Raw genomic sequence first — 13,599 nt, forward strand, 5'->3', positions numbered from 1 at the left:
CTGAATGAAAATAACTGGATAACGTGCGCTAAAAATTCCCTGGTCAAATCAAGGTGCGTTTAAATATGTTTAACCAGTTGACTGGCCTTGCCGGTATAAGTTGCAGGTGTCAGCGCCAGTAATGCCTGTTTGGCGTCGGCCGGGATCTGCAAGGTTTCAATAAACGTATGCAGTGACTGCTTGTTGATGCCACCTTTGCCGCGGGTGAGTTCTTTCAGTTGCTCATAGGGGTTTTCAATGCCATAACGGCGCATCACGGTCTGGATCGGTTCGGCCAGGACTTCCCAGCTGTTGTCGAGATCTTCCAGCAGGCGTTGTGGATTGACTTCCAGTTTATTCAGGCCGCGCAGGCAGGAGTCATAGCCCAGCAGGGTGTAACCAAATGCGACCCCCATATTGCGCAACACGGTGGAGTCGGTGAGGTCACGTTGCCAGCGTGAAATCGGCAGTTTTTCGGCCAGGTGGCGCAGAATCGCGTTAGCAAGTCCCAAGTTGCCTTCAGAGTTCTCAAAGTCAATTGGATTCACCTTGTGCGGCATGGTAGAAGAGCCGATTTCACCCGCTTTGACTTTTTGTTTGAAATAGCCGACCGAGATGTAGCCCCAAATGTCGCGGTTCAGGTCGATCAGGATGGTATTGATACGCGCCAGCGTATCGTAAATTTCAGCCATGTAGTCATGCGGCTCAATCTGGATGGTCAATGGGTTATAAGTCAGACCCAGTGATTCGACAAAGCGGCGGGCAAACGCCTCCCAATCTACGTTCGGGTAGGCAGATAAATGGGCGTTGAAGTTGCCGACGGCGCCGTTGATTTTGCCGAGGATTTCGTTGGCTTGCAGTTGTTTGAACTGGCGTTGCAGGCGATAAACCACATTGGCCAGCTCTTTGCCCATGGTGGTTGGGCTGGCTGTTTGGCCATGGGTGCGGGACAGCATAGCTTGTTCTGCCAGTGTTTGTGCCAACTCGGTCAGGCGGGCGATGACTGCTTGCAGGTTGGGTTGCATCACGGCTTCACGCGCAGATTTAAGCATCAAGGCGTGCGACAGGTTGTTGATGTCTTCAGAGGTGCAGGCAAAATGAATGAATTCACTGGCTTTCTTGATTTCAGGATTGCCGTCAAACTTTTCCTTGAGCCAGTATTCAAGCGCCTTCACATCGTGGTTTGTCCGTACCTCAATGGCTTTAACTTGCATCGCATCAGCCTCACTAAAGGCCGCGATCGCTGCATCCAGTTCAGCAATGGTATTTGCACTAAACGGGGCGATTTCAGCGATATCCGGTGCAGCACTCAAGGCTTTTAACCAGGCGACTTCAACCATCGCACGATATTTGATCAGCGCATACTCGCTAAAATAAGGGCGCAAGGGGTCAAGTTTTGATTGATAGCGGCCATCCAGGGGGGAGAGTGCGTTGAGCGTGGTGAGTGACGTCATGGTTAAACAATTTAATCGGTTCGAAAAAACAGCATTTTACCCAATCCATCCATACTTGTCTTTGTTGTCTCTGTCATGTTTGTAGGATTGTGTGGATGAAACAGGACGGAATTTGTCGATGAAAACCATTTTGTTTGTTAAATTGTGTCTCTTTTCATCGTGACATAATCGTTGCCTGAAAAACCTAGATGCCCATGAAATTGACGCCACCTATCTTTGCCAGAATATTGACAGGCTTATGTCTGGCAATCAGCCTGCTATGGTCGCAGATACAGGCGGATGATTATGTGCTGGCCATGCTGGAGAAAATCCGCCAGCGCTATGGTGAAGAGGCCTACCAGAATGTCATGCGCCTGAATGAGTTGTTTGCACAGATTGGCGGCTCCAGCGAAATGACCAAGGTAGGCATGGTCAATGACTTCACCAATCAGCATGTGCTGTTTGTGGATGACAGTACCTTATGGGGCATGGAGGATTATTGGGCCAGTCCACTCGAAACCCTGGGTAAGGGTGCCGGTGACTGTGAAGATTTTAGTATCGCCAAATACATTCTGCTCAAGAAGCTGGGCGTCTCACAGGATAAATTACGCCTGACTTATGTCCGCGCACGCATGCCTAGCGGGGCTATCCGCCCACACATGGTATTGGCTTACTATGCCACGCCTAACAGCGATCCACTGATTCTGGATAACCTGAATTTTGAATTGTTACCCGCCTCGCGGCGCGGTGACTTGGCGCCTGTATTCAGTTTCAACGATAAAGGCTTGTTCGTTGCCAATAATCCAAATGTTCGTGCGGGCTCACCGACCAATATCTCGAAATGGAGAGATGTATTGACGCGGATGCGACAGGACGGATTGGAATGAGGGAAAAATGTTTAGAGGTATGGTTATTATGGGGTGAGGATGCTAGGCTTGCACATAGAGTCTGCATAAGGACCGGGCAGTTGCCAATCTCCCCCCAGGAAAGTAAGAGGGCTTTCTGATGTCGTTAATCAAACAAATACGTATTGCAATTTCGGCCATTATTTTGATGGTGGCCGCCGGATGTCTGTTTCTTGGTGTTTACAATGACCATCGTTACATGGCTGAACAGCTGCAAAAAAAGAATAATGATAATGCCAACGGGCTGGCCATTACGCTTTCCAATATCCAAAAAGATAATGTCACAGTTGAGCTGATTGTCAGTGCACAGTTTGACATGGGCCACTACCGCCGGATTGCCATTGTTTCACCCGATAATAAAACCATGATAGAGCGTATTAACCGTGCGCCACACTCGGCAGCCCCTGGCTGGTTCCAGTCTCTACTGTCGATTGAAATCCAACCCGGTGTTGCCAATATCCAGTCTGGCTGGCAGCAATATGGCACGTTGATCATGGAGAGTGAACCTTCGCTGGCTTATGACCAGCTTTGGGAGACTTCGCGCCATGCCATGCTGTGGACATTGGTGGTGGCTTTGTTGAGTTACGCGATTTCTGGGGTGTGGCTGAAGAAAATCTTGCGGCCGCTCGATGAGGTCATTGCTCAAGCTGAAGCCTTGGGCGAGCGTAAATACATTACGATTGCCGAGCCAGAAACCGAGGAGTTCAAGAAGCTGGTACGCACCATGAATACCTTGTCTGACCGTGTCAAATCCATGGTCACGGCAGAGTCTGAACGCCTGAACACCCTGAATCAGCAAATCAACTACGACGAAGTGACGGGTCTTATGAACCAGTCACACTTTACCAATACAGCTTCGGTGGCGCTCAAAAATGATAGTTTTGTTGAGGGCATGTTGATCCTGGTGCAGATGCGCAATTTGTCTGATATTGACCGGCAATTGGGCTACAGCGTGACCAACCAATTGATCAAAAAAGTGGGTGATGCCTTGTCGCAGCAAATGATGCATTATCCCGATGTGGTCTGCGGTCGCCTGGCCGGGGGCGTGTTCGGGATTTTCAGCCGTCAGCCTGTCGATGATTTTGCTGTGGCCACCGAGCTGAAACTGGTGTTGGAAAAACTCAATGCAGCACAACAATTGCTGCAGTTCCAATTTGTGCTGACGCATACTAAAACCAAAAAAGGCGACGATTTCGCTGATATCCACCGTGTCATGCAATTTATCCTTGATCTGGCCGAGGATCAGGGGGCCTTGCCGATGCGGGTGATGAATGCCAACAGTATCGTTACTTCGAGAAAAAATTACCTCAGTCAATGGAAACAGCAATTCTTGCAAGCGATTGAGCAGAAACAAATCAAGCTGGCCTGCTATCCGGTCATGCAGCGCCATCAGCAACTGTTCCACTACGAGTGTCCCTTGCGTTTGCATATTGATGAAGGGGATCAATGGCTGGCGGCCGGTGCCTTTATTGATTGGGCCAGCCAGCTCGATATGATCAAGACCCTGGATGGGCTTGCGCTTGAATATGCCGTCGACATGCTGGCCAAGAGCAATGCCAATTTAAGTGTGAACGTATCTGCTGCTGCTATGCGTAGCGATGATTACCGTGACAAATTGCAGGCCTTGATCCTGACAGTCAGCCAGCCGGCCAGATTGAGTTTTGAGGTGGCAGAAGAGGCGGTGTTTAGTGACTTTATTAAATTCCGGGAATTTGTGCACCTGGTCAAATCGCTGGGCTGCATGATAGGGATGGAGCATGTTGCTACCCGTTTATCACAATTAGGTGATTTGCATGAGCTGGGCCTGGATTACATCAAGTTTGACGCTTCGCTGATCCGCGATATTCATTTGCGGCCGCAACAGCAGTCACTCATGCGCGGTCTCTGCATGATGGTGCGCACCATGGGTATTGTCCCGATTGCCGAAGGGGTGCAGCACCAGCAGGAGTTGGATAGCTTGAATGCCGTCGGTATAGAAGCCGTCACCGGCCCTTACGTTCAGGAAAACAGTACGTTTGGGGACCTGTGAAGTGGTCAATTTTTGTAATTCAAACGGGTTATGCCATATACTCCCCGTTTTGATGCCAGTTGAAAGACCATACAATCGACATTGTTAATCAGTCACTGATATCGCTCGGATAAGGATAATAATAAGTCATCTGCCATGGAAACGACGCCATACTTTAATAAAACCGAGAAAGACGCCCTGTTGGAGTGTCTGCTTTTTATCTGTCGTCATAATCGGTTGGCGACGACGCGGGATGCGCTGATTTCGGGACTGCCGTTGCAGGACGGAAAGTTGAATCCCGAACTGTTCAAGCGCTCTGCAGAGCGCTTGCAGTTGGCGGTGACGGTGCAACAAGCTGCGATTGCATCGCTGTTGCAGCCCCAAGTGGATGTCACCTTGTTGTTGAACAATGACCGCGCTTGCCAGTTAATCCAGGTCGATCCATCGCAGCACTTTGCGCAAGTCATTTTTCCGGATATCTCCTCAGAAGCCGTCACCATCAGCCTGGCAGACCTGGCTGCCCAATATAGCGGCTATGCCCTAATCACGCGGCAGAATTTCATTTTTGATGCCCGCACCCCCGAAGTTGGCCGGGTGAAAGTACGGCACTGGTTCTGGGGGACGCTTGCTGAAAACCGGGCGATTTACCGCGATGTGATGATCGCAGCATTGCTGATTAATTTATTTGCGTTAGCCATGCCGTTGTTCACGATGAATGTCTATGACCGGGTGGTGCCTAACAAAGCAGTAGAAACATTATGGGTGTTGGGCATCGGAGTGGCGCTGATTGTTCTGGGTGATTTGCTGTTACGCTCCATGCGGACTTATTTCCTGGATTGGGCCAGTGCGCGTATTGATGTGAAACTCAGTGCGCAAATCATGGAAAAAGTGTTAGGGACCCGCTATGAAGCCAGGCCGAATTCCGTTGGCTCCTTTGCTTCCAATCTGCGCTCATTTGAAAGCGTGCGTGACTTTATTACTTCGGCCACGGTAGTGACACTGATTGACCTGCCGTTCGGGATTATTTTCCTGGTGGTGATTGCCTGGATCAGCCCATTTATGGTGTTGCCTGCGCTGATTGGCGGTGCCATTGTCCTGATTTATTCGCTCAGCGTGCAGTCTAAAATGCACGATCTTTCTGAAACCATGTACCGCGCCAGTGCGCAACGTAATGCCACGCTGATTGAAAGCCTGGTTGGGCTGGAGACCGTAAAATCCATGGGCGTGGAAGGGCAGATGCAGGGCAAGTGGGAAAAGAGCGCACTGTTTTTGTCAGAAGTCGGCAGCAAGATCAAATTACTGTCTTCCTCCATTTCGAATGGGACTTACGCGTTACAGCAAATCATCAGCGTCTCCATCATCATTTTGGGCGTGTACCTGATTTCGAATGGTGATTTGACCATGGGTGGCTTGATTGCCTGCTCACAACTGACCAGCCGCGCATTGGCACCGATCTCCCAGATTGCCAACCTGTTTACGCAGTATCATACGGCAGCGACTTCGCTCAAATCACTAGATGACATCATGGGCAAGCCTGTGGAACGTAGCAAAGGGATGAATTTTCTCTCGCGTCCCGCTTTTAAAGGTGAAATCGAGTTTAAAAACGTCTCTTTCAAATATCCTGGTTCAGATGAGTTTGCCTTGCATCGGGTGTCGTTCAAGATTCAGGCGGGTGAGCATGTGGGATTGATTGGTCGCATGGGCTCAGGCAAGACCACGATCAATAAACTTATTCTGGGCTTATACCAGCCGACCGAGGGCGCGATTCTGATTGACGGGATTGACGCGCGCCAAATCGATCCCGCCGAATTACGCCGCAGCATTGGCTATGTGCAGCAGGACAATCACCTGTTTTTTGGTTCTTTGCGAGACAACATTACTTTGCGTGACCCGCATGCCGATGATCAGTCGGTATTGCAAGCGGCGCAAGTGGGTGGCATTGCCGAATTTGCAAATGCGCATCCTAAAGGCTTTGATCTTGAAATCGGTGAGCGTGGCGACACGTTGTCCGGTGGACAGCGCCAGGGGGTGGGGATTGCGCGTGCTTTTGTCACACATCCGCAAATTGTCCTGCTTGATGAGCCGACCAGCGCCATGGATCATTCTGGAGAAGAGGCGGTGAAGCGTAGAGTGGCTGAAGCCATCGCTGGTAAAACGCTGGTGGTGATCAGTCACCGTAATGCCATGCTGGAATTAGCTGACCGGCTGATTGTCATCGACTCCGGCCAGGTGGTGGCTGATGGCAGCAAAGAAGACGTAACCGCGGCGTTGCGTGCTGGCAAAGTGGGTAAGGCAAGATAATCATGGCAAAAAAAATATACGATCAAATCGGGCATATCACTAAGTCAGACAGCTTTTGGGTGCGCCTGGGTAAGCCAGTACATCTGCTGGTAGACAAAATCGTTAAAACCGAGACGGCGGAATCACGGACCTGGGTTGAACAGGCGCATGATGTGATGGTGGAAGATCGCATGCTGCATGCAAAACTCATCATGTACGCCATCTTGGTGATTCTGGTGGTCTTGCTGGTATGGGCCGGGATTGCCCATGTAGATGAAGTGACCAGGGGAGAGGGACGCGTCATTCCTTCCCGTCAGGTCCAGGTCGTGCAGTCGCTGGATGGCGGGATTGTCGCCGATATCATGGTGCAACTGGGGGATACGGTTAAGCGTGGTCAGCCCTTGATTAAAATTGATGAAACACGGGCGATTTCTTCACTCAAGGAAAACGAGAGCCAATACCTGTCCTTGACCGCCAAGGAAGCGCGGCTGAAGGCGCTAGCGAATGGCGGCAGTTTTAACCCGCCAAGTGAAGTCCAGCAAAAAGCACCTGATACCTACTTGCAAGAGCTGCAGTTGTTTAATGCAGCGCGTGACGAATTGAACTCGCAAGTGAATATTGCGCGGGACCAATTATCGCAGCGTGAGCGAGAGTTGGCTGAAGTCCAATTTAAAAAAGAAGTGGCGATTAAAACTTATGAGTCTACCAGTAAAGAGCTCGCTGCAAACCGCCCCTTACTGAGTAGTGGTGCCGTTTCCGAGATTGAGATTTTGCGCCTTGAGCGCGATGCAAACCGGGCGAAAGGGGATATTGATCAGGCCTCAGCCCAGATGTCGCGTTTAACCGCAGCAATTTCTGAAGCCCGCCGTAAAGTGTCTGAGGCGCAGCAGTCCTTTATGAGTAAAGTCCGTACCGATTTGAATGAGACGACCGCCAAAATCAATAGTTTGACACAATCCAGTTTGGCACTCTCTGACAAGGTTAAACAATCGACACTGACTTCTCCGGTAAACGGTAAAATCAGCAAGCTTTATTACAATACCGTGGGTGGCGTGATCCAGCCTGGCAAAGAGGTGATGGAGGTGGTGCCTAGTGATGATGCCTTGGTGATAGAGACCAAGGTTCAAACCAAAGATATTGCTTTTATCCGTCCGCAGCAGCCGGCCGTGGTGAAATTAACAGCTTACGACTATACCATTTATGGCAGTTTGGATGGTTTTGTGGAAGATATTGCTGCCGATTCCACCATTGACGATAAAGGTAATGCATATTATGTCGTTAAAGTAAGGACAACCAAAAATAATCTTGGTGAGCATTTGCCGATTATTCCCGGCATGGTGGCACAAGTGGATATCCTGACAGGCAAAAAAACTGTACTGTCATATTTATTAAAACCAGTGTTAAAAGCTAAATCGTACGCATTGACCGAGCGCTAAAAACCATGAAGCATATTTTTATTACGACCTTAAAACACGCAATCGAATCCTGGCAAAAAGCCTTTCCTCAATCGGCGCTCATCACAGAAGTGATCTCAGCTGACATCGCGGGTGCGCCTATTATATGGGTGCATGCGCAGATGGAGCAGGGGAGCCGCTGGCGCCAATCGGTCCAACAGATTTTGACGGTGTTGCCTGCAGCCAAAGTGATTGTGCTGTCCAATAACCCTGAGCAGGCCGAAGCCATGCAAGCATTGGAATCTGGGGCGGTAGGTTACCTCCATGCATATGCGCATCCAAATGTCTTAAAAGAAGTGAGCAGAGTAGTATTGCAAGGTGGGGTTTGGCTAGGTCGTGATGTACTTAAGCACTTAATTAGTCTGACCACACGTAATCACGCAAATGTTCGCGTTTCAGAGGAGTTGCTGGAAGGCCTGACCAAGCGTGAGCGCGAAGTGGCATTAGAGGCTGCCAAAGGCAACAGTAATAAGGAGATTGCACGGGTATTAGCAATCTCAGAGCGCACAGTAAAAGCTCATCTGTCCTCTGTGTTTGATACACTCAAGGTAAGAGACCGATTGCATTTGGCATTGGTGCTGCAAGGCCAATCCAGCCAAGGGCATTTTTCTGGGGAAGAAAATCATCAAGTGTCTGGATTCAGCAAATCACAACTGAATTAGCGTGGGATAATTTTTGTATTTATTTGTAATTTTTTGAATATATTCAGTTTTTTTTTAGTTTTTATAGGATTTAAGGCTGCCTTTTTGTATCTTTTAACACAAAAAGTCCATAGTAATAAATATGTTATTGAGCTGACAAAGCTTGTGTCCTTGTAGTTCCCTAGTTATACTGGATTCGGATGAATCTTTATAACTTGTTAAGAGTCTGCAAATGAAACTAAAAAAAATTGCCTCAGCGCTACTGATGGGTGTGTTTTCATATTCTTCGATGGTTTGGGCGGCAAGTCCTGAAAGTCTTGAAAAAATCATTGAAAAAGCTGTCTCCGAAAACCCAGAAGTTCAAGCCAGCTTCCACGCCTTTAAATCAGCAGAGTTAGATGAGTCTGCGGCCAAAGGTAAATACCTGCCAAACGTGACCGTAGATCAGGTGTTCAGAAATCAAGAGCGTCTGACACCAAACGTCAGCAACACGTACTCCCCCAATCAACAATCCACACTGACCTTGCGCCAGATGATTTTTGATGGTTTGGCGACGCCCTCCGAAGTAGGTCGTCTGGATCACGTTGCTAAGTCACGCTTTTATGAGTTGCAAGGGCAGATGCAGGCGGTTGCTTTAGATACCGCAACAGCTTATTACGATTTGATCCGTTATCGCCGTCTGGTCTCTTATGCACAAGATAACTTTGTCGTGCACAAACAAGTGTTCGATAAAATCAAATCCCGAGTAGATGCGGGTGTTGGTAAAAAAGTGGACTTGGAACAAGCCACTGGTCGTCTGGCGTTGGCAGAAGCTAACCTGGTGACTGAAACCAATAATTTATATGATGTTTCTGCCCGCTTTCAGCGTCTGGTAGGTGAGTTGCCGCCAGAAAACCTGAATGAAGTTATGATGACTGGCGATGGTCTTGCACCTACCGCAGATCAGGTTTTAGATGCTGCCTATAAACAAAACCCGAACGTTTTGGCTGCAATTGAAAATATTATCGCGGTTGAAAAATCTGTTTCTGGACGTAAAGCTGCATTTATGCCGCGCGTTGATTTGCAAGGCCGCAAAATTATTGATGTGAACGACAAGAGTCGGCTGAGTACCTTGGCGGCTGACACATTGGAAGTGACTGCCAGCTGGAATATCTTCAATGGCTTTACGGATAAATCCAATTTGGACTCCGCTGTTGAAACATTAAACCGCTCACACGATTTGCGTGATAAAGCCTGTATTGACACCCGTCAACTGGTTGCGATTTCTTACAACAGTATTAAACAGTTAAGTGAGCAAGTGGCTTACCGTAAACAGCATCAGGATTCTATTGAAAATGCACGTTTAGCTTACCGCAAGCAATACGAAATCGGCCAGCGTACTTTGCTTGATTTGCTGGATACTGAAAATGAATATTTCCAGTCACGCCGTAATTTCACAATCGCAGAAATGGATTTAAATACTGCGTATGCCAAAACTTATGCTGGTCAGGGTTTGTTGCTCAGCAAACTTGGCGTCACACGTACAGATGTGGGTGACTATCCACGTGAAGAGTACATGGACCGCGAGAATGTCTGCCAAGCAGTTGTGCCTGCGCAAATCATGCCGGATAAAGCTGCGCTGCTGGCAAATGCCAAGCCATGGGAAGGCGAAGCCTTCAAGCCTAAGGCACAAGAAAAGGCGACCATGAAATTTACGCCACGCATTCTGTTCCAGGCTAACAGTGCCATTATCTTGCCAGAGTCGTATGCTGATCTGGATATTGTGAACGATATTGTTAAAGAGTGGGGGAATGACAAGGTTGAGATCGCTGGTCATACCGACAAACGCAATACCTCCAAAGAGAAATACAATTTGCTCTTGTCAGAAAAGCGTGCCAAAGCGGTTGCCGATTACCTGATCAAAAAAGGCACTGACCCTAAACGTCTGGTTGTGAAAGGCTACGGTTTCTCCCAACCGATTGCTGAAAATGATCCAATGGAAGGGAATGACGCTAACCGCCGTGTAGAAATTATTCGCTTCCAGGCTGTTGAGTAATTTTCACGAGACGATTCAGTTGTTTAAATGAAAGCGGAGTCAGGTGACTCCGCTTTTTTTATCTCTCTATGCTTGCCATTTTCAAATTGCTTTTGCGTGCTGCATCCCAAGTCGCATACTGTACTTTAGTACAATAGATTTTCATTGAGTACTCGCGTTTAATACGAGACTATCAAAATTGTCTCAACTTAAAGTGAGGAAAAAATGGCTACTGTGATCGGTACAGTTACAAACGTTCAAGGTATGGCAATTGTTGTGGATGCAAATGGCAGTCGCCATATGTTGAAGCAAGGCGAAACGCTACATGCAGGAGATAAAGTAATTACTGCTTCTGGCGCTGCTGTGACTGTGAAGCTTGCAAACGGTGAAACCGTTAATTTTGCAGAGGCACAAACCGTCAAAATTACTGATAACCTGGCGCAAGTTGATGTGTCCGATGTCTCAGAAAATGCTGTTAACCAAGCTGTATTTGATGCCGTTTTAACCGCGTTAAATGAAGGCCGCGATGTCACTGAGGTGCTTGATAACCCGGCTGCTGGTGAAGCAGGTAGTGATGGTAATGCTTCATTTGTTAACTTGGATCGTATTCAAACGCCTGATGCAGCAGGGGCTAATTATAACGGTGGCAATGGCCCATCAGCAGCTGTAGGCGCAGTAAATATTCCTCCAAACTACGTTTATCTTCTACCCGCAAGTAGCAATCCTACCGTTACATTGATTGCGAATAACAATCCGTCCGATGCTTTTTTAAGCTCTAATGAGCTTCAAGGTAATTCAACTGTAGCGCGTATTGGTTTGCCTGTGGGTGTCGAGCCAGGTGATGTTGTCAATGTAACGCACAATACGGGCGCTTTCACTGTTGTTTTGACCGCTGAAAATATTGCCACTGGTTTTGTGGACGTTTCAATTCCAGTACCTAGTAGTTTAGAAGGTACGACACTCACTGTCACGGCTACCGTAACTAATCAATCTGGACAAACTTCTGGGCCGGGTAGTGATTCCGCAATTATTGATACCGATGCACCTGGAGCGCCGACAGTATTGATTACGACCGACAATCAAGACGGGAGTGGTAATGCCGTTTCTGGTGGTGACGGGTTTATTAATAAAGCCGAGTTGGATGCTGCGGGTGGCAAGATTGGAGTGACGATCACATTGCCTGCGACGGCGGTTGCTGGAGACACGTTGCTGGTGAATGTTAATGGTGTAGGTCAGACGCCGCAGGTGTTGACACAGGATGACATTAACAAAGGCAGCATTACGATTAATGGTTTGAGCAATCCAGGTGAAGGCCAGTCAATCACTGTGACGGCGCAAGTACGTGACCCAGCGGGTAACGTCGGACCAAGCGGCAGTGATAAAGCAACAATAGATACAGTTGCGCCTAATGGTGGCGTGATGCCACATGTCGTGATTACAACAGATAACCAAGATGGGAATGGCAATCCGCTGCCGGACGGTGATGGCTTTATCAACCGTGTTGAGATGGGTACCGCCACCACTGTAGGTGTGCGTATCGATTTTAATAAAGACCTGGTTAATGTTGGCGATATCGTTAAAGTCACGAATGACAACGGTGCGACTTATAAGTCAATCACGATTGATGATACAGCTAAACAAAATGGCTATGTAACAACGACGTTCCCGAAACCGGCAGAAGGCACCACCATAGAGGTTCAATCCTACATTGTGGATGTTGCGGGTAATAAATCTGCGACGGGTGAAGACGCAGCCAAGCTGGACACCAGCGACCTGACAGTTGGCTTTGGTGTGACGATCACGACAGATAGCAAAGATGCTTCTGGCAATTCTGTTGCAGGCGGTGATGGCATTATCAATAAAGCTGAGTTAGCGGCAGATAATGGTCAGGTGAAAGTCAGTGTTGACCTGCCTGACAACGCAGTTGCTGGCGACAAACTGACAGTGACAGCCACAGGCAATCAGACCGTAAGTATTGAGCTCACCCCTGACATGATTAAAGCAGGTAAGGTTGACTTGAGTTTCACCAATCCTGGTAATGGTGTGGAAGTGGTTGCAACCGCCCGTGTTGTTGACGCTGCCGGTAACAACTCAGGGCTAGCACAAGACAAAGCGACGATTGATACCGATAGTCCGGATGCACCTAAAGTCAGCTTCCCAACTGACACAAGTAAAGATGGCTGGATCAATGCGAGCGAGCTGGGTGGTAGCAATACCGTGAGCGTGAAGATTGATTTGCCAGCTAACGCCAAGTTAGGCGATACCCTGACCTACACGGTAGGTACAGGTACAGCGGTGAAGGTGCCAGTGACACAAGACCTGCTGGACAATGGATACACCACAACGGTGCCAGCCCCTGCGTCAGGCCAAACGCTGACAGTGACCGCGACGGTAACTGATCCGGGTGGTAATACCGGTGCGCCTGGAACCAACAGTGTGAATATTGACACCACGGTTTATGGCAGCTTCACAGCCACGATCACCACAGACAGCAAAGATGCTTCAGGCAATGTTGTTGCTGGCGGTGACGGCTTTATCAACAAGGCTGAGCTGGATGCGACAGGTGGCAAGATTGACGTACGCGTCACGATTCCAACGGGTGCTGCAGTGGGTGATACGCTGACGATTACAGGTTCGGCAAATACACCACAGACAATCACTTTGACACAGCAGCAGCTGAGTACAGGTTACGTTGATGTGCAGTTCAACGCGCCAATTGGCAACAGCGACTTCCAGGTGGGTGCGAGCATCAAAGACACTGCTGAGAACATGAAAGATGCGACGCCAGACTCAGCGAAGATTCAGCTGGATGCACCTGGAGCGCCGACAGTATTGATTACGACCGACAATCAAGACGGGAGTGGTAATGCCGTTTCTGGTGGTGA

8 protein-coding genes are annotated in these 13,599 nt (G+C 48.7%); 7 read left to right on the plus strand and 1 reads right to left on the minus strand.

Annotated elements, in window-relative coordinates:
* Positions 1–59 precede the first annotated feature (59 nt).
* Positions 60–1,433: an adenylosuccinate lyase gene (purB, locus tag ACIDF8_RS07735; RefSeq protein ID WP_412010039.1), complete on the minus strand. Its 1,374-nt coding sequence runs from the start codon at positions 1,431–1,433 to the stop codon at positions 60–62.
* A gap of 194 nt (positions 1,434–1,627) precedes the next feature.
* On the opposite strand from purB, the gene ACIDF8_RS07740 reads away from it, so the two are divergent.
* The 7 genes from ACIDF8_RS07740 to ACIDF8_RS07770 all read left to right on the plus strand — a co-directional run.
* Positions 1,628–2,299 carry a transglutaminase-like cysteine peptidase gene (locus tag ACIDF8_RS07740; RefSeq protein ID WP_412010040.1) on the plus strand — a complete coding sequence of 224 codons (672 nt, stop codon included), beginning with the start codon at positions 1,628–1,630 and terminating at the stop codon, positions 2,297–2,299.
* 118 nt (positions 2,300–2,417) lie between these two features.
* Positions 2,418–4,346, plus strand: a complete 1,929-nt coding sequence (locus ACIDF8_RS07745; RefSeq protein WP_412010041.1) for an EAL domain-containing protein — start codon at positions 2,418–2,420, stop codon at positions 4,344–4,346.
* A 135-nt stretch (positions 4,347–4,481) separates the two neighbouring features.
* Positions 4,482–6,626 carry a type I secretion system permease/ATPase gene (locus ACIDF8_RS07750; protein WP_412010042.1) on the plus strand — a complete coding sequence of 715 codons (2,145 nt, stop codon included), beginning with the start codon at positions 4,482–4,484 and terminating at the stop codon, positions 6,624–6,626.
* A 2-nt stretch (positions 6,627–6,628) separates the two neighbouring features.
* Positions 6,629–8,041: an HlyD family type I secretion periplasmic adaptor subunit gene (locus ACIDF8_RS07755; RefSeq protein WP_412010043.1), complete on the plus strand. Its 1,413-nt coding sequence runs from the start codon at positions 6,629–6,631 to the stop codon at positions 8,039–8,041.
* A 5-nt stretch (positions 8,042–8,046) separates the two neighbouring features.
* The gene (locus ACIDF8_RS07760; RefSeq protein WP_412010044.1) at positions 8,047–8,721 is read left to right on the plus strand and encodes a LuxR C-terminal-related transcriptional regulator; all 675 of its coding nucleotides are present in this window, start codon (positions 8,047–8,049) and stop codon (positions 8,719–8,721) included.
* 211 nt (positions 8,722–8,932) lie between these two features.
* Positions 8,933–10,735, plus strand: coding sequence for a TolC family outer membrane protein (locus ACIDF8_RS07765; protein ID WP_412010045.1), 1,803 nt, complete (start codon positions 8,933–8,935; stop codon positions 10,733–10,735).
* 204 nt (positions 10,736–10,939) lie between these two features.
* Positions 10,940–13,599, plus strand: a 2,660-nt coding sequence (locus ACIDF8_RS07770) for a retention module-containing protein (protein ID WP_412010046.1), incomplete at its 3' end; no start/stop codon positions are given.

Origin of the sequence: Methylophilus sp. 3sh_L (genome assembly GCF_046766015.1) — a bacterium.
Taxonomy (GTDB): domain Bacteria; phylum Pseudomonadota; class Gammaproteobacteria; order Burkholderiales; family Methylophilaceae; genus Methylophilus.